This window comes from Myceligenerans halotolerans, assembly GCF_054782975.1.
On sequence record NZ_BAAGRL010000021.1, the window covers coordinates 22,511 to 44,253 of the forward strand.

Below are 21,743 nucleotides of genomic sequence, written 5' to 3' on the forward strand. Positions count from 1 at the left end.
ACCCCGGGCGGTGGATCAGGACTCGGCGTTGCCGTCGGGGGAGGAGGTGGTCTCGCTCGTGTCGCCGTTCGACTGCGCGATGTCCTCGTTGAGGGCTTCGATCAGCCGCTTCGCCTCCTCGCGGGTCAGTTCGGACCGGGACGCGATCTTGAGGCCGATGGCCTTCTCGATGTAGGCCAGGGCGTGGTCCCGCTCGGTGATGTCCAGGTCGCGCATCTGGGCGCCGATCTTGGCGAGCTGGCTCTTGGTCACCATCAGGACGGGGGCCTCCGCCGGGGGGTCCGCAGGGGGCCGTGCGTCGGACGTTGCGGCGTCCGTGCCCTCGACCTCGACGGCGGGCGTGGCCGCGCCCGTGGTACCGGAGGGAGCCGCCCCCTGCGGGGTCTTGTCCAGGGACACCGGGCGCTCGGGGAAGAACTCCGAGGCCGCGATTCCCTCCTGGGTGATCGAGGTGTAGGCACGGGCGAGGTCGGCCAGCATGACCGGCGTCCACTTCCCGACCTTGGCGCCCACGTGTTCCTCGAGCTGGGCGCGCGTGACCCCGAGCTGCTCGAAGGCGGCCACGGACTCGCGGGTGCGGACCTCGATCGACTTGCCCTCGCCGTGCTCGAGCGTGCGGCGGCAGATCCCCTGCGCCTCGTCGATGACCCAGTCCGGCAGCACCGAGGCGATGCACTCACGCACGGCCTTGGCGCCCACGTTCTGGTTGGACAGGTAGATCTCGTTGAGGTCCACGAGGGCCTCACGCCGCTTGTCCGCGCCCTTGCCGATCATGCGCTGGTGGGGCTGGATGAACGAGCGGGTCGTGCGGGTGTTGGTCTGCTGGTCCCACGCCCACGCCTGCATCTCGGACTCGCCGGCCGAGTCGTCGCGGCGCAGCTCGCGCACGCCGTAGTCGAGGTTCCCCCAGATGCGGGCGATCTCCCGCATGAGGTGCACGGACAGACCCTCGACCCGGCCGCCGGCGCGGGGCACGGAGTAGAACGCCCGGTTGGCTACGGCCATCCGGGAGCAGGTGTCGCGCATGTCGGCCATGGCGCGGTCGAGGTCGCGGGGGAAGGTCTGGGCGACCTGGACGGCGGCGGCGACCTCGGCGACGGCGCGGGACTGCTCCACGACGGTGGCCTGGGAGGTGGCGCGTCCGACGGGCGGGGCGCTGCCGTCGCGGCGCGAGGGCAGGGATACGGTCTGTGCGGTCACTGGAAGTCCTCCATATGCTGGTAGCCGACCCACTTGGGCAGGTCGAGGAACTGGACGTCGTCGGAGTAGGCGGGCCAGATGCCGGCCTCGGTGCAGTCGCGGAAGATCTCCCGGGCCAGGGCGTTGCGTTCCCGGCCCATCTCCCGATCGGCGGCGCGCAGCTCATAGGTGCCGACGAGGTAGGGCGGCTCCTTCTCCTGCGCGATGAAGACGAACGCCGGGTCGTCGTAGCCGAGGGCCTCGGCGGCGTCGATGTACCAGGGGTCCTGCTGGTAGTAGGCGAACTTCGCGACCGAGGAGGCGAACCCGCGCGGGCTGGCGTCCTGGGTGGTCTTGTAGTCGCCGATCAGGGCACGGCCGCCGTTCTCGGTGAGCCAGTCGAACCGAGCGCGGCAGGCCACGCCGGTCTCGTCGTCGGTCCAGAACGCGGACGCCTCGGCGACGCCGTCGCGCTCCAGGAGCGCCCGGGCCGCGCGGTGCTCCAGGACCTTGGCGGCCATGTCCTGGATCTGCTCCCACGCCTCGGGCTTGAGCGGGACCTGGCCGTCGGCGCGGGCCTGCTCGACGCCGGCCTTGGCGGCCTTCGTGTTCCACGGGCCGGGGATCACGGCGACGTCCAGCGGCGTGCCGAGCACGAGCGCGTGCGCCACGGTGCCGACGTCGTAGACGTCCTTGTGCACCGGGTGCTCGCGCTCGTACGCGTACTTCGCGGGCGAACGGAGGATCGCCTTCGCGCCCGTGCTGCTCAGCTCCGGGCCGCCGTGGTAGTCGACGTCCTTCATGCCGAGCACCAGGCCGGTGCGCGCGGTCGTGACGGTCTCAGCGGTCATGGTCACGGTTGTTCTCCTCTCGGTCCTCGGTCCTCTGGCAGGGCTTGCAGATACCGTCGTTCGTCACGACACCGGAGCGTCCGCACCTCATGCACGTGGGCATCACGGAACCTCCGTCTCGTCGCCGATCCGTGCGGCTTCCGTGCGGATGTGGTCCAGCAGGTCGTCGAGCGTGAGCGCCCACCACGCCTCGTCCTCGTTCGCGCCGACCTCGACGAGCGCGGACAGCGCGTTCTTCGCCGCACGGATCCGCACGGGTAGCGCGTCGGCGTTGCGCCGCGCGCGGTAGCGGCAGGCGTCGGTGTGGAACCGTGCGTCGATGCGGGTCGGGGCGAACTGCTCGCCGCAGTCCTCGCAGGTACGGCGGCGGATCACAGGACACCCCCGACCACGACGACGTCGACGACCTTGCGCCCGTCGATCTCCTCGTCGTCCTCGCGGCGTTCGGCCTCGCACCGGTCACACCCGCACTCCTCGTCCTCCGAGGCGTGCAGCCACTCCAGCGCTGCGATGCTGATGGACGGATAGCCGTACACGTCCATGCGGACCTGGACGAAGTGCTCGCCGTCGATCCAGATGGCGTCCAGGAGGTGGCCGCGCCCGGGGCGGACCTCGTCCTCCCACCGGGGCGTCCAGTAGAACGACCCGTTGATGTCCGAGTCGACGTTGACGCCGCGCGACCGGATGTCCGCGACGGCCTCGGTCCACGCCTTGGCCTGGCGCTCGGTGAAGGTGGGCTCCGGGGCGCTCATGCCCGCACCTCCGAGACGACCGTCACGCTCCGCAGCGACACGACGTGCCCCTCCTCGCGGCTGTCGGCGAACCGCTGAGCCTCGGTGAGGGTGCGGGCCCCGACGCTGCGGTCCCAGGTGCGGTGGCGGCCGTCCGTGCAGATGCATGCGGCGTGCGAGTTGGTCGCGAGCTCGGCCGTGTAGACGTCGCCGTCCTCGACGACGTACGTGCCGACGGCGGGCGTCTCGACGAAGGGCTCGACCTCGGCGTTCGGCGGGGCATACCCCGGGCGGGTGTTCACTCGGCACCGCCCATCCGAGCGATCACGACGGCCGCGGCGTTCATGTAGACGCCCCAGTCCTGCTCGTTGGCCTCGCTCCACGCGTGGTCGCACTCGTTCAGGTACAGCACCTCGGCCGCCTGCTCCCGCGCCACCTTCGGCGCCGCGCCGCCCTGCTCGAAGAGGGCGAGGACGACCTCCGCCACGTGCGTCAGGTGCGCCTGCTCGGCCATGTGAGGGTCGACGCTCGGCGCGAGGGGCGCGTGGCAGGCGCACCGGTGCATGTCGGTGACCGTCATCGTCATGTGCCCAGCGAGGGCCTCGGCCACCTGGACCCGCATCGGCAGCGTGCGGGCGGCGCGCAGGCGCTCGACCTCGGTCAGCGCCTTCCGCGACGTCTCGGCGTCCGACTGGATGAGCCCGTTGAGCCGGTTGACCTCGGCCTGCAACTCCTCGATCTCGGCGATGGCGTACTTCACGGCCTGCTCGCGCGTCACCGGCTCTCGGCGCGTCTCGGCGACGAGCCAGAACCCGAGGTGGTCCAGGAATTCGCGGGCTTCGTCCCGCTCGGCCTCCAGCCCGGCGGCCAGCGTGTTGCGCCCCCGCTGCTCCGCCTCCAGCTCGCGGCGCAGGCGCGCGAGGTCGGAGTTCTGGACCTTCCACCGCTCGGTCAGGTCGTCGAACGCGGCACCCAGCCGGGCAGCCTCGGTCCTCAGCGCCTCGGCGCCGTCGGGGGCGAACGAGTCGACCTCGCCATCGGTGAGCCACGTGCCATGAGCGTCGACCCACACGGTGCGGATGAAGCCGCGCCGCGGATCCCCGGCGTCCAGGTCCCGCGGCTCGGTGCGCATCACGCGCCGCCCAGGGCCGTCGGGGGTCTCAGCCGTCCCGACCGTGCCGGGCTTCCACTCGGGGGCCTCGGGCCGGTACCGCTCGGGTACGTCGTCACACCCGCAGGTCGCCGTGTGGAGCTGCCCGTGCTTCCCGTCGGGACCGAGGGGGCGGTGGCGGTCGCACTCGGCGATCAGCTGCTCCAGCCGGGCAACGTGCTCGTCGGCACGGTCGGGCTGGACGTCTGAGCGTCGAATCCCTGCCTGCGCGGCGCACAACGTCTCTCGGAGCATCTTCGGCCCGAACGGGACGGTCAGGGTGGTGGAGTCGGGCACCTCGCGCTCGATCCGCACGATGGTCCCGCCCCACGAGCCACCGTCGGTCACGGGGCCGACGGCGTCGACGCGCTCGGTGACGATGTCGCCCAGGCGCGGGCCCTTCGCGATCTCATCGGGGTCGGTGATGATCTTGGTCCTGCTCACTGGAGTGCCTCGATTCGGTCGGCCAGCCCGGTCAGAAGGCTGGTCTTGCGTGTGCGGGTGATCTCGCGCAGCTCGGCGGCGATGGCGGCCTCCTCGGCGGCCCGCCGGGCGGCGGGGTCGAGGACGGCGAGCAGCGTCGGCAGGTCGGTCGTGCCCGTGGCTTGCAACGCCGCGGCGATCTCGCCAGCCGGGTGTGCCATGACGGCGTCGAGCAGTTCGCGCTCGGTGTCGAGCCACGCGGGCAGCTCGGCGCCGTCAGGACTGCTCGGCGCGACGGCGAGAGCGTCGGGGATGGCGGTGGACATCACGGCTCCTCCGGTCCTTGCTCGGGTGCGTCGTCGCCGTGGACGGGGCAGTCGGGCTGCCCGCACGCCGCCTCGCGGCCCGTGGTGGGCGCCTTGCCCGGTCCGCCGAACGCGAGGCCGTACACCTCGGACGGGGTCAGGTCGACGCGCACGATCGGGTAGACGGGGCGGTGCGGCAGGCGCACGGGCTGAGGCGGGGTAGCGCGCTCGGGCTGCGGGTCGGGGCTGACGAGCCAGTGGAGCCAGCGGGGGATCGTGGTCGTCATCGGGCGGCCCTCCGGTTCTTCGCGGCCTGGCGCTTCGCGGACAGGGGAGTGGGGGCCCAGGGGTGGGTGCCGTCGGGCCGCTTCTCGGACAGGTCGGGGTTCCGCTTGGCCTTGATCGCGGCCTTGGCCTCGGCGAGGTCGAAGCGCCAGAGCGCGCCGACCTTCACGCCGGCCAAGGACGGGGCGTTCATCCGGACCCACTGCGGCGGGCGCTGCAGGTATTCGGCCAGCTCGGCGGTCGTGAGCAGGCGCTGTTCGGGCAGCGTCATGAGGTCTCCTTCTGCTCTGCTTCGGCGCGTCGTGCCTCGCGGTTGACGATCAGCAGCGCCCGCTCCACGGGCGGCAGGGCGGCTCCGGCCTCGCGCTGCGGGAGGGCGTCGGCCGGGATGTACGGGATCGGGCGGTCGTGCTCCGGGAGCCAGCTCATCGGGCACTCACCGCCAGGAAAATGGCGTCGATCGCGATGGCGATCAGGACGATCGCGACCACGGCCACGATCGGGTGGCGGATCTCGCGGCGGCTCACCGCTCCGCCTCCTTGCACTCGACCCACGCCGCGAGGATCTGCGGCGGCAGGTTCGGGTCTCCCTTGAAATCGCCGATGACGTCGACCAGCTCCTTGCGCGCGGCCTGGATACGCTCCTGGCGGCGGCCCTCCTCGATGAGGGCGTTCACTGGTCGGCCCCCCTGTCACCGCAGCGGCACGCGGCCGTGCGCTCGACACGCTCGATGGGGACGATCTGGTAGGTGCCGGGCTCCAGGTCGCCCTCGTGCAGGACGCGGATGCCGTATCCGGCGGCCATGGCGAAGAGGATCACGACGATCCATCCAGCCTCGACGCGGCGGCGGGTGGCCATGGAGGCGTGGTCGCGGTTCATCGGGAACCCCCGTCGACCATCGTGCGGAAGTCAGCGATGCTCATGGACGCCTCGTAGGTGTCGTACGACGTCGGGAACCAGCTGCGGGCGATCGCTTCCTGGTCGTGGACGGCCCGGAACTCGATCTGGTCCCCGTCGATGACCGTGACCTCGACGAGCATGCCGTCGTACATGTAGCGGTCGCCGACCCGGAACTCCACGGCGCCGTTGATCGCGGCGCCGTCCTGGACCAGCGCGGCCCACGTCTCGTCCGAGTCGCTGTCCCACGGGGCGTCGGTGTTGACGAGTGCGACGACCTGCACCGACCCGACGTAGGCCCCGGACGTGCTCGCCTGCACGGTTTCCGTGTGCGAGCGGTAGCGGCGAACCTCGCCGCCGAGCGCGTCAACGACCACCTGCACGCGGGCGGCGCTGTCGACGTGAACGTCGAGGGCGATGTGCTCACCGTCCAGGAGCCCGGACTCGGCCAGATGTGCGAGGCGGCGCAGGTCGGCGGCCAGGGCCGCCCGGCGCGCGGACGGCTTCTGGAGCTGCTCGGGGTTGTACCGCATGGCCTCGCCGTCAGGGTCGCCGAAGCGGACCGTGACGCCGGACACGATGTCGGTGTGCTCGACGATGCCGACGCCCCGGGGGGTGACGACCTCTTCGCCGACGGTGAAGTCGGTGTGCTCGCTCATCGGGCCACCGCCTGGCGGTAGTCGCGGGCGGCGTCGGCGAGCCGGTCCACGAGGCCGATGAGGTTCTCGCCGGGCTGGACCCTGCCGTGGTAGATCTCCTCCCACTCCAGGAGCACGTCCAGCGCACGTGCGGCGGCGTCCGCGTGGTCGAGCTGGACGAGGGCGGGCCGGATGCCGGCCAGGCCCGCCTGCGACGAGGCGCGGCTCCCGACCTCGATGACGGCCTGGAGGCCGCGCTCCGTGATGGGCTCCAGGCTCAGGACGCCTCCGCCGGCAGGGCTGGTCGGCTCCGGCTCGCCCTCTGGGTAGCCAGCGATCTCGTCGAGGGTGACCTGTCGCGGCGCCGACCCGTCGACCGGATTCACCTTCCACCGGCGGACCCGGCCGTCGCCGTCCTGGTAGCGGTGGCGGCTGTCGACGATCGCCTGGGTGCCGTCATGCAGGAGCACGCGGTCACCGATCACGGGCAGGGCCATGGACGTCGGGTCGTCGGGGTTCGCGGTCTCCGGCGGCTTCGCCGGGTACATGCGGTTCATGGGAAGATTCCTCTCGTCGGCGTCCGCCCTTGGGCCTTGTCTGGCGATGGGTTCCCTGGGGCGGGCGCTGGTTTGTGCCTGAATCCGTCAGGCCGCGGTGGTCTCGCGAGACCTGGTGATATCTACGGTCTCGCCTGATGCGGTGGGCTGGAAAAGGAGGTCGGCGGGCACGTCGAGGGCGTCCACGAGGCGCATGGCGAGTTCGTCGCTGGCACTCGCCCTGCGACCGGCCACCAGGTGCCCGATGAAGCTCTTGCCGCACCCCGCACTCGCGCCGAGCTCGCTGTAGGACAGGCCTCGCTGTTTGATCAGAGCCCGCAGCGTGTCCGGGGAGGTGAGTTGAGGCATGGCACGAGCATGCCCGTACACGATCGTGGTGTCAAGTGTCGCCGTATGTTTCGCCTCGCGACGCCGTGTATTGGTACACGGCAGAGGTGGCAGCACTTCCGCTCACGCAGGAGAGTGGGGCATGATGAGGCTCCGTGCTGGTACACGGAAGGTGTGTGCGCAGCCTCCAAAGACGCCATGGACGGACCTGCACGGAGGTAGACGATGAGCAGTAGAGCCTGGGGCCTCATCCAGGCCCATCTGGATCGCTTCCAGGTGAGCGAGGCCGGTTTTGCGCGCCGTGTTGGCATCAGCGCTCAGGCTCTCAACTCATGGAAGCGCGGCCTGAATCGCCTGCCCAAGCCAGAGGTGATCGCCGCCGCCGCTCGCGAAGCCCAGGTTGACCGGCAAGAGCTGCTCGACGCCTTCCTCGTCGACATGGGCCACATGGATCCGCCCGAAGCCGAGATCACCGTGGGGGAGTCCGAGCCCCCACCCCTTCCCGAGCGCCCGCGCAATGGTGAGCATCCCGCGGCGCCCGCCGCCGGGGACACGCGCCAAGCCCCGTCCCGTCCTGCCCACGGCCCAAACCCGGCACGTGTTCAACGTGCTGGGCGCACCAGGTCGCACGGCACCAAGTGATCGGACACGCCGCGCGCGTTGCGGCGCGCGGCTGGTGCAGCGGTAGTTCGCCCGGCGAGTCTCCGATGTCAGGCGTGTCGGCCTCGGTCATGAGCCGATCATGCGCTCATTTCTTGCGGGCGTAAAGGGTAATCACTGTCTCCGAATTCACGCACGCCCTCACCCATGACAGCGTTTTCCCAGGTCGGGCCAATAGTGGCATTAGAATCCGCACGCGAAAGATCACCCACACGGCGTGACCTGCGTCTACTCGGACGGGACGCCCCGTCCACTCCGGCGGGACGGCTCGCCGAGCACATCCGAGAAATGCTTGCTCGTTCTTGCTCGCTGGACATGAAAGGTGTCCTACTCGTGCGCCCGATGATTCCGGGTGTACGGAATTCCGTACACTCTCAGTTGACCATTCGTAAACAATCTGTAGACGGCGGTCACGCTTCGGCCCCGGGGGAGAGGCTCCTCCCGGCTCGGTGCGCAGGGGCCCGCGTGCTGGCCCGGTCCGCCCGTTACCGTGGTAACGACACGCCAACTTCCGACCCTCTGCGACCCGGCGTGTCGGCCGAGGCGCGATACGCCGGAAACGGCTTGATGCTGCGGCAAACCCGGAATTCAGCGACCGAGTACTACGCGCGGTAAGTAGCCAGCCCGACGCCCCGTCTGTGCTTCACGCCCAGGCGGGGCGTCGTCGTCCGGTTCCGCCCCGTCCGCGCCCTCGTGCCCGGGCGGGGCGTCGTCGTCCCACGTTAGGGTTGCGGCCATGACTTTCTCCCTCGGTGACGTGGCGGGACTGCTCGCGGCGATCGCGTTCCTGCTGCTCGTGGGTTTCCTCGCCTATCCGCTCATCAAGCTCGGCCGGGTGCTGGAAGAGGCACGGTCCGGCCTGCGCGAGGTGACCGAGCACTCCGTGCCCATCCTGGACGAGACCGCGACCGCCGTGGCGAGCGCCAACACGCAGCTGGAGAAGGTGGACGTCGTCACCACCAGCGCCGCGTCGGTCAGCGAGAACGTGAGCGCCCTGACCGGCCTGTACGCCGCCACGCTCGGCGGCCCGCTGGTGAAGGTGGCCGCGTTCTCGTACGGCGTGCGGCAGGCGTTCGCCAAGGCCACCGGACGGTACGACGGCGGAGGTGGCGCGGACGGCGCGCCCGGCACCGGCCGGCACGCCGCGGGACCCGAGGGCGGCACCCGGTGAGGGCCCGGCTGTTCTGGATCGGCGTCGGCGTCGTCGTGACCGTCGTGGTGATCCGGCGCGGGCAGCGCCTGGCCGCGAGGTACACGCCCGCGAACATGGCGGCGGCCGCCGGGGCCAGGGCGGTCGACGCGGCCGACGCGGCCGGGGTACGGCTCGTGCGCGGCGCGCGCGGGTTCGCGGGCGACTTCCGGTCCGCGCGCGCCGAGCGGGAGGCGGAGCTCATGGCCTCGCTCCTGTCGGACGGCGCGGGCGGCACCCACGACCTGGACGACCTGCGCCGCCGCACCGGCCGCTGACCGCTCGGCGCGCCGCCGGCCGGCGACCACACGGACGTCGCAGCGGGGCCCGCACGGACTTTCGCGCGGCCGCGCGACGTTGTCCACAGGGCACCACAATCAGTTTCGTCTTTCGCCCTCCGGCGCGGGAGACTAGGACCACGTAGACCGACTCCCGGCGCGCGTCGCGCGCCGGCCCACGAGACAAGGACCGCAATAGATGCGCACCGCCGAGATCCGCAAGCGTTGGCTCGACTTCTTCGAGGCAAGGGCTCACGCGGTGGTGCCGTCTGCGTCGCTGATCAGCCCGGACCCGTCCACGCTGTTCACGATCGCGGGCATGGTGCCGTTCATCCCGTACATGACGGGCCAGCAGACCCCGCCGTGGCGGCGCGCCACGAGCGTGCAGAAGTGCGTGCGTACCCTCGACATCGACGAGGTCGGCAAGACCACCCGGCACGGCACGTTCTTCCAGATGAACGGCAACTTCTCCTTCGGTGACTACTTCAAGGAGGACGCGATCCGGTTCGCCTGGGAGTTCCTCACCGGTTCCCGCGAGGACGGCGGCCTCGGCATCGACCCGGACCGCCTGTGGGCCACCGTCTACGAGGAGGACGACGAGGCACGGGAGCTCTGGAAGAAGGACACGGACCTGCCGGAGGACCGCATCCAGTCGCGCGGCAAGAAGGACAACTACTGGCACACCGGCCAGCCGGGTCCGGGTGGCCCCTGCTCGGAGATCTTCTACGACCGCGGGCCCGAGTACGGCGTCGAGGGCGGCCCCGAGGCCGACGAGGACCGGTACATCGAGATCTGGAACCTCGTGTTCATGCAGTACGCCCTGGACGACGTGAAGGCGAAGGACGACTTCCGGATCGTCGGCGACCTCAAGGCGAAGAACATCGACACCGGCATGGGCCTCGAGCGTGTCGCGTTCCTGCTCCAGGGCGTGGACAACATGTACGAGATCGACGAGGTGCGCCCCGTCATCGACGCCGCCGAGAAGCTCTCGGGCAGGACGTACGGCGCGGACCACGAGGACGACGTGCGCATGCGCGTCGTGGCCGATCACGTCCGCAGCGCCCTGATGATCATCGGCGACGGCGTGCGCCCCTCCAACGAGGGCCGCGGCTACGTGCTGCGCCGCCTGCTGCGCCGCTCCGTGCGCGCGATGCGCCTGCTCGGCGTGGACGACGTCGCGCTGCCGTCCCTGCTGCCCGTGTCCAAGGACGCGATGAAGGCCTCCTACCCGGAGCTCGAGACGAACTTCGAGCAGATCTCCGAGGTCGCCTACGCCGAGGAGGAGGCGTTCCGCCGCACCCTGGCCGCCGGCACCACGATCCTGGACACCGCCGTGTCGAAGCTGAAGGCGCAGACCCCCGCCGGCGCGGGCTCCCTCGTGCTGGGCGGCGACGCCGCGTTCCAGCTGCACGACACCTACGGCTTCCCGATCGACCTCACCCTGGAGATGGCCGCCGAGCAGGGCGTGCGCGTCGACGAGCAGGCCTTCCGCACGCTCATGCAGGAGCAGCGCACCCGCGCCCGTGCCGACGCGATGGCCAAGCGCCACGGCAACGTCGACGTCGCGGCCTACGAGTCGGTCGCCAAGGAGCTGACCCGCCCGGTCGAGTTCCTCGGCTACACCGAGCACGACGCCACGGTGCGGGTCGTCGGCCTGCTGTCCGGCGGCGCCCCCGCGCCCGCCGTCACCGCGCCCGCCGACGTGGAGGTGATCCTGGACCGCACCCCGTTCTATGCCGAGGCCGGCGGACAGCTCGCCGACCAGGGCACGATCGTGCTCGACGGCGGCGCCACGATCGAGGTCGACGACGTGCAGCGGCCTGTCAAGGGCCTGAACGTGCACCGCGGCCGCCTGACCGAGGGCACGGTTGCGCTGGGCGACCCCGGGACCGCCACGATCGACCTGGCCCGGCGCACCGCGATCAGCAAGGCCCACTCGGCTACGCACATGATCCACAAGGCGCTGCACGAGCTGGTCGGCCCGGACCGCACGCAGGCCGGCTCGGAGAACGCCCCGAGCCGGATCCGCTTCGACTTCCGCTCGCCGCAGGCCGTGCCGTCCAGCGCGCTCGGCGAGATCGAGGAGCGCGTCAACACGCTGCTCACCGAGAACCTCGAGGTCACCGACCAGCAGATGCCCCTGTCGGAGGCCAAGGAGCTCGGCGCCATGGCGTTGTTCGGCGAGAAGTACGGCGACGTCGTGCGCGTCGTGTCGATCGGCGGGGACTGGTCCCGCGAGCTGTGCGGCGGCACGCACGTGAAGCTGACCGGCGAGCTCGGGCGCGTGACGCTCCTGGGCGAGTCGTCCATCGGCTCGGGCGTGCGGCGCGTGGACGCCCTCGTGGGCGACGGCGCGTACGGCTTCCATGCCACGGAGCACGCCCTGGTGGGGCAGCTCACGGGGATGTTGAACGTCCGCCACGACCAGCTCGCCGACCGTGTCGGCTCGCTCCTGACCCGGCTGAAGGACGCCGAGAAGGAGCTCGCCGCCATGCGTCAGGCCCGGCTGCTCGCGGTTGCCGGGACGCTGGCCGCCGAGGCGCCACGGGTGGGCGACGTCCGCGTCGTCACCCACGACGCCGGCGAGGCCGGCGCCGACGGGCTGCGCGCCCTCGTGCTCGACGTGCGGGCGCGTCTGGGCGAGGCCGAGCCCGTGGTCGTCGCCGCGGGCGGCACGTCCGAGGGACGGCCGATCGTGGTCGTCGCGACGAACGAGGCCGCGCGCGCGGCCGGGCACAAGGCCGGGGACCTGGTGCGCACCGCGGCCAGGACGCTCGGCGGCGGGGGTGGCGGCAAGCCGGACCTCGCCCAGGGCGGTGGCCAGGATCCGGCGAGGCTCGGCGAGGCGCTCGCCGGGGTCGCGGAGGGCGTGCGGCTGGCCGCGGTCGGCGCGTGATGGCGTCGCAGGATCCGGCGGACGCCCCCGGGCGGGCACCCCTGCCCCGGGGCGCCCGCCTCGCGATCGACGTGGGCAGGGCGCGCGTCGGCCTGGCGGCGAGCGATCCCGACGGCCTCGTGGCCACGCCCGTCGAGACGGTGCCGCGCACCCCCGAACCGGCGGCGCTGCGCCGCATCGCGCACGAGGCCGCGGAGCGGCCCGCCGCGGTGGTCTACGTCGGCCTGCCGAGACACCTGAACGGCAGGGAGGGTGCGTCGAGCGCGGACGCGCGCAGGTTCGCCGGGGGTCTCGCCCGTGCCCTGGCCGACGCCGGGCAGGGGGACACGGAGCTGCGGTTCGTCGATGAGCGGATGACCACGGTCACCGCGACGCAGGCCCTGCACGCGGCCGGACGAAACACCCGAAGGCATCGGTCTGTGATCGACCAGGCGGCTGCCGTTATCATTCTGCAATCCGCACTCGATGCCGAGCGGGCGACAGGGGCTCGTGCCGGCACCGGCATCGAGACGTAGACCGTGCACGACACGCACGCGCACCCCCCAGCACGTTTTCCCGGAAGTGAAGGATCGACGAGGTGACGGACCTGTTCACGGCGCCCCCTGGCACTCAGGAGGGCTCGCCGGCCACCGCTGTACGTCCCCGCACCCGGAACCCGCGCGACAGCCGCTCCCGGCGCATGCGCCGGCGCCGTCAAGGACGGTCGTTCGTCGTGCTGCTCGTGACCTTCGGTCTCGTGGCCGGGGCCGGCTACCTGGTGTGGGAGCAGAGGGACATGCTGCTCTCCTTCGAGCGCCCCATCGAGGCCAAGGACTACCCGGGCCCCGGCACCGAGGACGTGACGATCGAGGTCACGGAGGGCGCCACCGGCTTCGACATGGCCGAGGTGCTGTACGACGCCGGTGTCGTGGCCAGCAAGGACGCTTTCGTCAAGGCATTCGGCGAGAACCCGGACGCCGGCGGGATCCGGCCCGGCACCCGCGACATGCTCACGGAGATGAAGGCGTCGGACGCGGTCGCGCTCCTGGCGAAGAACGAGATGGCGCACCTCGAGGTGACGATCCCCGAGGGCTTCACCGTCGCGCAGACGGTCGAGCGGCTCGCGTCCGTCTCCGGGATCCCCGTGGCGGACTTCACCGAGGCGCTGGATCGGCCCGGGTCGTTCGGGCTGCCGAAGCGGGCGGGCGGCAACGCCGAGGGCTGGCTCTACCCGCACACCTACCCGGTGGATCCCGAGGAGGACACGGCCGCCGACGTGCTGGCGCGCATGGTGCGCAACACGGTCGAGCAGCTCGACGACCGGGACGTGCCGGCGAAGGAACGTCAGGACGTGCTGATCAAGGCCTCGCTCGTGGAGCGTGAGGGAATGATCGCCGAGGACCGGCCGAAGATCGCCCGTGCGATCGAGAACCGGCTCGAGGACGACATGAAGCTCCAGATCGACGCGTCGCTCGCGTACGGGCTGGACAAGCCCGGCACCGAGCTGACCAACGCCGACAAGGAGGCCGACACGCCGTTCAACCTGGAGCGGCGTGTCGGCCTGCCGCCGGGTCCGATCGCGAGCCCGGGCGCGGAGTCGATCGACGCCGTGCTGTCCCCGGCCGAGGGCGCCTGGAAGTTCTGGGTCACGGTCAACCTGGACACGGGCGAGACGAAGTTCTCCGAGACGTACGCGCAGCACCAGGCCTACGTGGCCGAGCTGCGCCAGTGGCAGGCGAAGCAGGGCTGATCCGGGGTCGGCGGCCGGGTCCGGGCCCGGTACGCAGACCTGATATAACCGTCTCGCCGCAGCACGGGCCTCGCGCCGCGGCGAGGGAGACGAGCACGAGAGACGGGTGAACCGCGCGCCGATGGCAGACGTGTCGAACCAGGGACCGCCACGCCACTGGGCAGGAACCGGGAATCGCCGGAGCACCCGCTCCGGCGGGCGAGGAACCCGCGCGGCGCAGGGACGCCGCCGCGGAGGATCGGGGGGCCGCGGCGGGCGCACCGGCGGTGTCCTGGTGATCGTGCTCCTGCTCGTCGTCGGCGGGCTCGGCGCGTGGACGTGGAAGAACGACGGCTATCTCTTCGGCATCGCGACGCCGCTGGCCGCGGAGGACTACGCCGGCCCGGGCGGCGCGGAGATCCAGGTCGACATCCCGGAGGGAGCCGGTGGCGCGGTCATCGGCGAGGTGCTCCTGGAGAACGACGTCGTGGCGTCCTACGGTGCGTTCAAGCGGGCGTTCGACGCCGACCCGGGCGCCGCGGGCATCCAGCCGGGTACCCACACCGTGCTGGCGCAGATGGCGGCCGCCGACGCGGTGGCGATGCTGGCGCGGAACGACGTCGACCGCAGCGGCTTCACCGTGCCGGAGGGGCTGACCGTGGAGCAGGTCCGCCAGCGCATGATCGCGGAGGGCTGGCCGGAGAAGCAGGTGAACGAGGCCTTCGCGAACGTCTCCCAGTACCTGCCGGAGCAGGCCGGCGGCAACGCCGAGGGCTGGCTGTTCCCCCAGACGTACGAGGCGGACCCGGAGAAGACGCCGGCGGCCGACGTCGTGCGGATGATGGCGCAGATGACGATCTCCCAGCTCGAGGACGCGGGCGTGCCGCAGGAGCGGTGGGAGGACATCCTCATCCGCGCCTCGTTGATCGAGCGGGAGGCGGCTCGCCCCGAGGACCGGCCCCGGATGTCGGGGGTCATCCAGCGGCGCCTGGACCAGAACTGGTACCTGGGTATCGACGCCGCGATCCTGTACGGGACGGGCCGCACCAACGGCGCCCTGACCCGGTCGGAGCTCGACGACGTGTCCAACGAGTACAACCTGCGCAAGCACAAGGGCCTGCCACCCACCCCGATCTCCAACCCCGGCCGCGCGTCCATCGACGCGGCGCTGCACCCGGCCGAGGGCACGGAGATGTACTGGGTGACGGTCAACCACGAGTCCGGAGAGACGAAGTTCGCCACCACGAACGACGAGTTCAACCAGCTGGTCGCCGAGCTGCGGCAGTGGGAGGCGGAGCACCCGGACTGGCACGAGTGACGTAGCATTTCCGGCGTGGAACTGATTCGCCAGGGCAAGGTGCGTGAGGTGTACGCGGACGGGCAGGACGTGGTCCTGGTCGCCTCGGACCGGGTGTCGGTGTACGACGTGGTGCTTCCGACGCCGATCCCGGACAAGGGCGCGATCCTGACGCAGTTGTCGTTGTGGTGGTTCCGGCAGTTCGCCGACCTCGTGCCGAACCATGTGATCAGTGAGGACGTGCCGGACGGGTGGAAGGGCCGGGCGATCCGCTGCAAGCGGCTCGACATCCTGCCGGTCGAGTGCATCGCGCGCGGCTATCTCGCGGGCCTGGGCCTGCGCTCCTACGAGGAGTCCGGCGCCGTGTCGGGCGTCGCGCTGCCGCCCGGGCTGGTGGAGGCGGACCGCCTGCCGCGGCCGGTGTTCACGCCGTCGACCAAGGCCGACGAGGGCCACGACGAGTACATCCCGTTCGAGACGGTCGTCGCGACGACCGGCGCGGACACGGCCGCGCGACTGCGGGACCTGACCCTCGCCGTCTACGCGCGCGGCTCGGAGATCGCCCGCGAGCGCGGTGTCATTATCGCCGACACCAAGCTCGAGTTCGGGTACGACGCGGACGGCGTCCTCACCCTGGCCGACGAGGTACTCACCCCGGACTCCTCACGCTTCTGGAAGGCGTCCGAGTACGAGCCGGGCCGGCCGCAGTGGTCGTTCGACAAGCAGTACGTGCGCGACTGGTCCGCCGGCCTCACCGACTGGGACCGCACCGACCCGGGCCCCGAGATCCCCGCCGACATCGTGGCCGAGACCCGGGCCCGGTACATCGAGATCTACGAGACCCTCACCGGCGAGGCCTGGACGTGAGGGCAGCGGTCCTCGGCCACCCGATCGCGCACTCCCTGTCCCCGACCCTGCACACGGCCGCCTACCGCGCCCTCGGCCTCGACGACTGGGACTACGGCCGCCACGACGTCGCCGAGGACGACCTGGAGAAGTTCCTCGCCGGCGTCGACCGCGACTGGGCAGGCCTGTCCCTGACCATGCCGCTCAAGCACCGCGCGCTGGAACTGGTGGACCACGTCGACCCGCCGGCCGCCGCCGTCGGCGCGGTGAACACCGTGCTCGTCTCGCCCGCGGGCCCCGCGGGCGGCGTCACGCTGACCGGCACCAACACCGACGTGTACGGACTCGTGCAGGCGCTGCGCGAAGGACTCTCGTCCCGGCCGGCCGCGGTGACGAACGCCGTCGTCCTCGGCGGGGGAGCGACCGCCGCCTCGACGCTCGCCGCCCTCGCGGAGCTGGGCTGCACCTCCGCCCGCGTCCTGGTCCGCTCCCTGGACCGGATCGGGGAGCTGCGCGCCGCGATCGCCCGCATGGGCGTCACCCCCGAGCTCGCCGAGGCGGACCTGACCGGCGCGGACGGCCAGGTCGCCCAGGAGCTCGCGGCGGCAGACGTCGTCGTGTCCACGCTGCCGCCCCGTGCCGCGGACCCGCTCGCCCCCGCCGTCGGCCACCTCGACGCCCCCCGCGGCGTCCTGCTCGACGTCGCCTACGACCCGCGCCCCACCGCCCTGCACACCGCCTGGGCCGCCGCGGGCGGGGTCGCCGTGAGCGGCGAACGCATGCTGCTGCACCAGGCCGTCGAACAGGTACGCCTGATGACCGGCGGCACCGGCCCGCTCCCCGGGGTGCTCGCCGCGATGGACGCGGCGCTCGCGGCCGCGCTCGACGTGTAAGGATTGCGGCATGCTTCGCTGGTTGACCTCGGGAGAGTCGCACGGTCCTGCCCTGGTGGGGGTGATGGAGGGTCTGCCGGCGGGTGTGGCCCTCACCACCGACGACATCCGGGCGGCGCTCGCCCGTCGTCGTCTCGGTTACGGGCGCGGCTCGCGGCAGAAGTTCGAGCAGGACGAGCTGCGCGTGCTCGGCGGCCTGCGGCACGGGCTCACGCAGGGCGGGCCGCTCGCCGTCGAGATCGGTAACTCCGAGTGGCCGAAGTGGACCGAGGTCATGTCCGCCGACCCGGTGCCACGTGAGGCGCTCCTGAGGGACGCCGGCACGGGCGACGAGCGGGAGATCGCCCGCAACCGGCCCCTCACCCGCCCCCGGCCCGGCCACGCCGACCTGGTGGGGATGCGCAAGTACGCGTTCGACGACGCCCGCCCCGTCCTGGAGCGCGCCAGCGCCCGCGAGACGGCGATGCGCGTCGCCCTCGGGACGGCGGCCGCGAAGTTCCTCGAGCAGGCCCTGGGCGTGCGGCTGGTCTCGCACGTCGTCGGGATCGGGCCGGTCGAGGTGCCCGGCGACGCGCCGGTGCCCGGGCCCGGCGACGTGGCCGCGCTCGACGCCGACCCGGTGCGCTGCCACCACGCCGCCACCTCGAAGCTGATGGTCGAGGAGATCGATCTGGCCAAGGCCGACGGCGACACGCTCGGCGGCGTGGTCGAGGTGGTCGCCTACGGCGTCCCGTCGGGTCTGGGCACGTACGTCCAGGGCGACCGGCGTCTCGACGCGCGGCTGGCCGCGGCGCTCATGGGCATCCAGGCGATCAAGGGCGTCGAGGTCGGCGACGGCTTCCGCACCGCCCGCCGCCGCGGCACGGCGGCGCACGACGCCATCCTGCCCGGCAGCGGCGCCGCGGGGGACGACGGCGGGCCGGGGATCACCCGCGGCACGAACCGCGCCGGCGGTATCGAGGGCGGCATGTCGAACGGCGAGGCGGTGCGGGTACGCGCCGCCATGAAGCCCATCTCCACCGTGCCGCGCGCCCTGCCGACCGTGGACGTCGCCACCGGTGAGGCCGTGACCGCCCACCACCAGCGCTCGGACGTGTGCGCGGTGCCGCCCGCGGCCGTCGTCGCCGAGGCGATGGTCGCGCTCGTGCTCGCCGAGGCCGCCATCGAGAAGTTCGGCGGGGACTCGCTCACCGAGACCCGGCGCAACGCCGAGGCCTACCTCGCCACGATCCCGCGAGCGCTGCGATGAGCCACGACGCGTCCCCGGCCGCCGGCACGACACCGCCGGCGAGCCCGGACACCCGCCCCGCTCCCGGCCCCGTCCTCGTCCTCGTCGGCCCGCCCGGCTCCGGCAAGTCCAAGCTCGGGCGCGTCCTGGCCCACGGCCTCGGCCTGGGCGTGCGCGACACCGACCACGACATCGAGGAGCGCGCGGGCAAGCCCGTCTCCGACATCTTCGTCGACGACGGCGAGCCCGCCTTCCGCGCCATGGAACGCCGGGCCGTCGCGGACGCGCTCGAGGAGCACGACGGGATCCTGGCACTCGGCGGGGGAGCGGTGATGGACCCCGGTACCGCCGACGCCCTGACCGCCTACGCCGAACGCGGCGGCAACGTCGTGTTCCTCGACGTCACCCTCGCGGTGGCCGCGCCCCGCGTCGGCATGAACCAGGCCCGCCCGCTGCTGCTCGGCAACCCGCGGCAGCGGTGGCAGGCCCTCATGGACGAACGCCGCCCCACCTACGAGCGACTCGCGACCCTGCGGGTCGAGTCCACGGAACGTCCCGCGGCCGAGGCGGCGGCCGAGATCGTCGCCGCGCTCGGGCTGCAGCCCGTGGCCGAACTGGCCGATCCCAAGCACCTGGACGACGAGCACCCGGACGACGAGACGCCCACGACGCGGCCCGCCCGGACCGAGCAGGAGGACCAGCAGTGAGCCCCACCCGCGTGACCGTGCCCGGAGAGCGCCCGTACGACGTCGTCATCGGCAAGCACCTGCTCGGCGAGCTGACCGCGATGATCGGCCGCGACGCGCGGCGGGTGCTCGTCATGCACCCGGCCTCCCTGCAGGCCACCGGCGAGACCGTGCGCGAGGACCTCAAGGCCCAGGGCTACGAGGCGTTCGCCGTCGAGCTGCCCGACGCCGAGGAGCAGAAGACCGCGCAGGTCGCCGCCTTCTGCTGGCAGGTCCTCGGGCAGGCCGACTTCACCCGGTCCGACGCGATCGTGTCCGTGGGCGGCGGCGCGACGACGGACCTGGCCGGCTTCGTCGCCGCGACCTGGCTGCGCGGCATCCGCGTCGTGCACATGCCCACCACGCTGCTCGCGATGGTCGACGCCGCCGTCGGAGGCAAGACCGGCATCAACACCGCCGAGGGCAAGAACCTGGTGGGCGCCTTCCACCCGCCCGCCGGCGTGCTGTGCGACCTGGCCGCCCTGGAGTCCCTGGACCGGTGGGACCTGGTGGCCGGGCTCGCCGAGGTCGTCAAGACCGGCTTCATCGCCGACGAGGAGATCCTGCGCCTCGTCAACGAGCACGCCGCCGACCTCAAGGGCTGGCAGGGCGCCGACGCGCCCGCGGCCACCTGGGACGTGCTCGCCGAACTGGTCACCCGTTCCGTGCGGGTCAAGGCGAGGGTCGTGGGCGAGGACCTCAAGGAGTCCGGCCTGCGCGAGATCCTCAACTACGGGCACACCTTCGGACACGCCGTCGAGCTCGCCGAGCGCTACCAGTGGCGCCACGGCGCCGCCGTCGCCGTCGGCATGGTGTTCGCCGCCGAGCTCGCCCGGCTCGCCGGCAAGCTCGACGACGCCGTCGTCGACCGCCACCGCGACCTGCTCGCCGCGCTCGGGCTGCCGACGTCGTACCGCGGCGACAAGTGGGACGACCTGCTCGGCGCCATGCGCCGCGACAAGAAGTCCCGTGGCGACATGCTGCGCTTCGTCGTGCTCGACGACGTCGCCCGCCCGGTCCGCCTGGAAGGCCCGGACCCGACCCTGCTGGCGGCCGCGTACGCCGAGGTGTCCAAGGAACCCCCGGCGGGCCGCGAGACACAGCTGACCCTGGGCTGAGCGCCGGGTCCGGGCTTGGAGGCTTCCGCCAGGAGGAACGAGGTCGGCGTCCCCGACCTCATTTCTACCGGCCCGATCACTTAATCGGTTCAGGGTGTGGACCGCGCGGCCCGCCGTCGCTTGGGTGGGGGCGGCCGGCGTCGTCGCACTCCGGCGTCCTCCCGGCACCCCGACGAAAGGGCTCGATGATGAGCAGCCGCATACACGCAGCCTCGAGAAGCCGATTCCTGCGCCCGGTGGCCGGGGCGCTCGCGGCCACGCTCGCCCTGACGCTCGGGGTGCTCTGGGTCGGCGCGGCGATGCGGCCGGCGTCGGCGGCGAGCCTGCAGCAGGTGACGGACTTCGGGCCGAACCCGAGCGGCCTGAACATGTACGTGTACGTGCCCGACGACGTGGACCCGGACCCGGCGCTCCTGGTCGCGGTGCACTACTGCACGGGTTCGGCGCCCGCGTACTTCAGCGGCGGGGCGCAGGAGTTCGTCCGGGCGGCCGACGAGCAGGGCTTCGTCATCGTGTTCCCCGAGGCGACGCGTGAGGGGCACTGCTTCGACGTGTACTCACCGGACGCCCTGACGCGCGGCGGCGGCAGCGACCCGGTGGCGATCAGGTCGATGATCGACCACGCGACGGCGGAGTACGGCGTGGACACCTCGCGGATCTACGCGACGGGCGTGTCGTCGGGCGCGATGATGACGAACGTCCTGCTGGCGCTGTATCCCGACGTGTTCGCGGCCGGGGCGGCGTTCGCGGGGGTCCCGGCGACCTGTTTCGCGACGGGCAGCGCGGACAACACGTGGAACAGCACCTGCTCGAGCGGGCAGGACATCCGCACGGCGCAGGAGTGGGGTGACGCGGCGCGGGGCATGTACCCGGGGTACGGCGGTTCCTACCCGCGGTTCCAGACGTGGCACGGCACGGAGGACACGGCGCTCGCGTACCCGAACCTCGGCGAGCAGGTCAAGCAGTGGACGAACCTGCACGGGCTCGCGCAGGGCTCGGGCGTGGTGGATCAGCCGCAGCCGGACTGGACGCGGACCACGTACGGGGACGCCGCGCGCCCGGCGTTCCAGTCGATCAGCCTGCAGGGGTACCCGCACGACCTGTACCGCACGGGCATGGCAGGGTACGCGATGGAGTTCTTCGGCGGCCTGGACGAGGGCGGCGGGGAGCCGACGCCGACGCCCACTCCCACCCCGACCGACGATCCGACGGACGATCCGACGTTCTCGCAGCCGCCGTCGGGGACCTGCGAGGCGGTGCTGACCGTCGTCAACGCGTGGCAGGGCGGCTATCAGGCGGAGGTCACGGTGACCGCGACGAACGACCAGATCTTCGACTGGCAGACCCGGTTCATGCTGTCCGGATCGAGCGTCTCGCAGCTGTGGAACGGTGAGCTGTACAGCGGGAGCGGGACGGTGTCCGTGGGCAACGTCGCGTGGAACGGCCGTGTGCTTTCGGGCCAGTCGGCGACGTACGGCTTCATCGGCTCGGGCACGGCCCCGACCACACCCTCGTCGGTGCAGTGCTTCCCCCGGAGCGAGCCGTGACGAGCCAAGTGCGCC

At 72.1% G+C, this 21,743-nt stretch carries 28 protein-coding genes; 13 read left to right on the forward strand and 15 right to left on the reverse strand.

The features are described from left to right. Positions 1 to 15: 15 nt before the first annotated feature. The 15 genes from ACYVK5_RS13545 to ACYVK5_RS13615 all read right to left on the reverse strand — a co-directional run bounded on the left by ACYVK5_RS13545 (position 16) and on the right by ACYVK5_RS13615 (position 7,364). Positions 16 to 1,200, reverse strand: a complete 1,185-nt coding sequence (locus ACYVK5_RS13545; protein WP_460705779.1) for a hypothetical protein — start codon at positions 1,198 to 1,200, stop codon at positions 16 to 18. Continuing rightward, positions 1,197 to 2,030: a PD-(D/E)XK nuclease-like domain-containing protein gene (locus ACYVK5_RS13550; RefSeq protein WP_460706297.1), complete on the reverse strand. Its 834-nt coding sequence runs from the start codon at positions 2,028 to 2,030 to the stop codon at positions 1,197 to 1,199. Before ACYVK5_RS13550 ends, ACYVK5_RS13545 begins: the two co-directional genes overlap by 4 nt. A gap of 102 nt (positions 2,031 to 2,132) precedes the next feature. Beyond that, positions 2,133 to 2,405 (reverse strand): hypothetical protein, encoded by a 273-nt coding sequence (locus ACYVK5_RS13555; protein WP_460705781.1) that lies wholly within the window; start codon positions 2,403 to 2,405, stop codon positions 2,133 to 2,135. Then, entirely contained in the window at positions 2,402 to 2,782 is a 381-nt protein-coding gene (locus ACYVK5_RS13560; protein WP_460705783.1) for a hypothetical protein, read from the reverse strand. The genes ACYVK5_RS13555 and ACYVK5_RS13560 overlap by 4 nt, the downstream gene beginning before the upstream one ends. Further along, positions 2,779 to 3,063, reverse strand: coding sequence for a hypothetical protein (locus ACYVK5_RS13565; protein WP_460705785.1), 285 nt, complete (start codon positions 3,061 to 3,063; stop codon positions 2,779 to 2,781). Before ACYVK5_RS13565 ends, ACYVK5_RS13560 begins: the two co-directional genes overlap by 4 nt. Further along, positions 3,060 to 4,355, reverse strand: a complete 1,296-nt coding sequence (locus ACYVK5_RS13570) for a hypothetical protein (protein ID WP_460705787.1) — start codon at positions 4,353 to 4,355, stop codon at positions 3,060 to 3,062. Before ACYVK5_RS13570 ends, ACYVK5_RS13565 begins: the two co-directional genes overlap by 4 nt. Then, the gene (locus tag ACYVK5_RS13575) at positions 4,352 to 4,660 is read right to left on the reverse strand and encodes a hypothetical protein (protein ID WP_460705789.1); all 309 of its coding nucleotides are present in this window, start codon (positions 4,658 to 4,660) and stop codon (positions 4,352 to 4,354) included. The genes ACYVK5_RS13570 and ACYVK5_RS13575 overlap by 4 nt, the downstream gene beginning before the upstream one ends. After that, a complete protein-coding gene (locus tag ACYVK5_RS13580) occupies positions 4,660 to 4,926 on the reverse strand; it encodes a hypothetical protein (protein WP_460705791.1) in 267 nt (88 codons plus the stop codon). The genes ACYVK5_RS13575 and ACYVK5_RS13580 overlap by 1 nt, the downstream gene beginning before the upstream one ends. Continuing rightward, positions 4,923 to 5,195 (reverse strand): hypothetical protein, encoded by a 273-nt coding sequence (locus tag ACYVK5_RS13585; RefSeq protein ID WP_460705793.1) that lies wholly within the window; start codon positions 5,193 to 5,195, stop codon positions 4,923 to 4,925. Before ACYVK5_RS13585 ends, ACYVK5_RS13580 begins: the two co-directional genes overlap by 4 nt. Continuing rightward, a complete protein-coding gene (locus tag ACYVK5_RS13590) occupies positions 5,192 to 5,353 on the reverse strand; it encodes a hypothetical protein (RefSeq protein WP_460705795.1) in 162 nt (53 codons plus the stop codon). Before ACYVK5_RS13590 ends, ACYVK5_RS13585 begins: the two co-directional genes overlap by 4 nt. Positions 5,354 to 5,447: 94 nt before the next feature. Beyond that, positions 5,448 to 5,600 (reverse strand): hypothetical protein, encoded by a 153-nt coding sequence (locus ACYVK5_RS13595; RefSeq protein WP_460705797.1) that lies wholly within the window; start codon positions 5,598 to 5,600, stop codon positions 5,448 to 5,450. Continuing rightward, entirely contained in the window at positions 5,597 to 5,803 is a 207-nt protein-coding gene (locus ACYVK5_RS13600; RefSeq protein WP_460705799.1) for a hypothetical protein, read from the reverse strand. The genes ACYVK5_RS13595 and ACYVK5_RS13600 overlap by 4 nt, the downstream gene beginning before the upstream one ends. Continuing rightward, on the reverse strand, positions 5,800 to 6,480 hold the full coding sequence (locus ACYVK5_RS13605; RefSeq protein WP_460705800.1) for a hypothetical protein: 681 nt from the start codon (positions 6,478 to 6,480) through the stop codon (positions 5,800 to 5,802). Before ACYVK5_RS13605 ends, ACYVK5_RS13600 begins: the two co-directional genes overlap by 4 nt. After that, positions 6,477 to 7,016, reverse strand: a complete 540-nt coding sequence (locus ACYVK5_RS13610; protein WP_460705802.1) for a hypothetical protein — start codon at positions 7,014 to 7,016, stop codon at positions 6,477 to 6,479. The genes ACYVK5_RS13605 and ACYVK5_RS13610 overlap by 4 nt, the downstream gene beginning before the upstream one ends. An 87-nt stretch (positions 7,017 to 7,103) precedes the next feature. Further along, on the reverse strand, positions 7,104 to 7,364 hold the full coding sequence (locus tag ACYVK5_RS13615; protein WP_460705804.1) for a helix-turn-helix transcriptional regulator: 261 nt from the start codon (positions 7,362 to 7,364) through the stop codon (positions 7,104 to 7,106). A gap of 204 nt (positions 7,365 to 7,568) precedes the next feature. Here ACYVK5_RS13615 and ACYVK5_RS13620 point away from each other — a divergent pair, with 204 nt between their 5' ends. The 13 genes from ACYVK5_RS13620 to ACYVK5_RS13680 all read left to right on the forward strand — a co-directional run bounded on the left by ACYVK5_RS13620 (position 7,569) and on the right by ACYVK5_RS13680 (position 21,728). Further along, positions 7,569 to 7,985 (forward strand): helix-turn-helix domain-containing protein, encoded by a 417-nt coding sequence (locus tag ACYVK5_RS13620; protein WP_460705806.1) that lies wholly within the window; start codon positions 7,569 to 7,571, stop codon positions 7,983 to 7,985. A gap of 754 nt (positions 7,986 to 8,739) precedes the next feature. Beyond that, on the forward strand, positions 8,740 to 9,174 hold the full coding sequence (locus ACYVK5_RS13625) for a DUF948 domain-containing protein (RefSeq protein ID WP_460705808.1): 435 nt from the start codon (positions 8,740 to 8,742) through the stop codon (positions 9,172 to 9,174). Beyond that, positions 9,171 to 9,470 (forward strand): hypothetical protein, encoded by a 300-nt coding sequence (locus tag ACYVK5_RS13630; RefSeq protein WP_460705810.1) that lies wholly within the window; start codon positions 9,171 to 9,173, stop codon positions 9,468 to 9,470. The genes ACYVK5_RS13625 and ACYVK5_RS13630 overlap by 4 nt, the downstream gene beginning before the upstream one ends. Positions 9,471 to 9,669: 199 nt before the next feature. Continuing rightward, positions 9,670 to 12,366 carry an alanine--tRNA ligase gene (gene alaS / locus ACYVK5_RS13635; RefSeq protein ID WP_460705812.1) on the forward strand — a complete coding sequence of 899 codons (2,697 nt, stop codon included), beginning with the start codon at positions 9,670 to 9,672 and terminating at the stop codon, positions 12,364 to 12,366. Further along, entirely contained in the window at positions 12,366 to 12,881 is a 516-nt protein-coding gene (ruvX, locus tag ACYVK5_RS13640; protein WP_460705814.1) for a Holliday junction resolvase RuvX, read from the forward strand. Before alaS ends, ruvX begins: the two co-directional genes overlap by 1 nt. Positions 12,882 to 12,943: 62 nt before the next feature. Further along, on the forward strand, positions 12,944 to 14,095 hold the full coding sequence (gene mltG / locus ACYVK5_RS13645) for an endolytic transglycosylase MltG (protein WP_460705816.1): 1,152 nt from the start codon (positions 12,944 to 12,946) through the stop codon (positions 14,093 to 14,095). Positions 14,096 to 14,369: 274 nt separating this feature from the next. Beyond that, complete coding sequence (gene mltG / locus ACYVK5_RS13650; RefSeq protein ID WP_460705818.1) at positions 14,370 to 15,392, forward strand: endolytic transglycosylase MltG; 1,023 nt, start codon at positions 14,370 to 14,372, stop codon at positions 15,390 to 15,392. A 15-nt stretch (positions 15,393 to 15,407) separates the two neighbouring features. Then, positions 15,408 to 16,238 (forward strand): phosphoribosylaminoimidazolesuccinocarboxamide synthase, encoded by an 831-nt coding sequence (locus ACYVK5_RS13655; RefSeq protein WP_460705820.1) that lies wholly within the window; start codon positions 15,408 to 15,410, stop codon positions 16,236 to 16,238. Beyond that, positions 16,229 to 17,110 carry a shikimate dehydrogenase gene (locus ACYVK5_RS13660; RefSeq protein WP_460706299.1) on the forward strand — a complete coding sequence of 294 codons (882 nt, stop codon included), beginning with the start codon at positions 16,229 to 16,231 and terminating at the stop codon, positions 17,108 to 17,110. The genes ACYVK5_RS13655 and ACYVK5_RS13660 overlap by 10 nt, the downstream gene beginning before the upstream one ends. A gap of 10 nt (positions 17,111 to 17,120) precedes the next feature. After that, on the forward strand, positions 17,121 to 18,359 hold the full coding sequence (gene aroC, locus ACYVK5_RS13665) for a chorismate synthase (RefSeq protein ID WP_460705823.1): 1,239 nt from the start codon (positions 17,121 to 17,123) through the stop codon (positions 18,357 to 18,359). Further along, entirely contained in the window at positions 18,356 to 19,045 is a 690-nt protein-coding gene (locus ACYVK5_RS13670) for a shikimate kinase (RefSeq protein WP_460705825.1), read from the forward strand. The genes aroC and ACYVK5_RS13670 overlap by 4 nt, the downstream gene beginning before the upstream one ends. Beyond that, on the forward strand, positions 19,042 to 20,181 hold the full coding sequence (gene aroB / locus ACYVK5_RS13675; protein WP_460705827.1) for a 3-dehydroquinate synthase: 1,140 nt from the start codon (positions 19,042 to 19,044) through the stop codon (positions 20,179 to 20,181). The genes ACYVK5_RS13670 and aroB overlap by 4 nt, the downstream gene beginning before the upstream one ends. A 188-nt stretch (positions 20,182 to 20,369) precedes the next feature. Then, complete coding sequence (locus tag ACYVK5_RS13680) at positions 20,370 to 21,728, forward strand: extracellular catalytic domain type 1 short-chain-length polyhydroxyalkanoate depolymerase (RefSeq protein ID WP_460705829.1); 1,359 nt, start codon at positions 20,370 to 20,372, stop codon at positions 21,726 to 21,728. Positions 21,729 to 21,743: the final 15 nt, after the last annotated feature.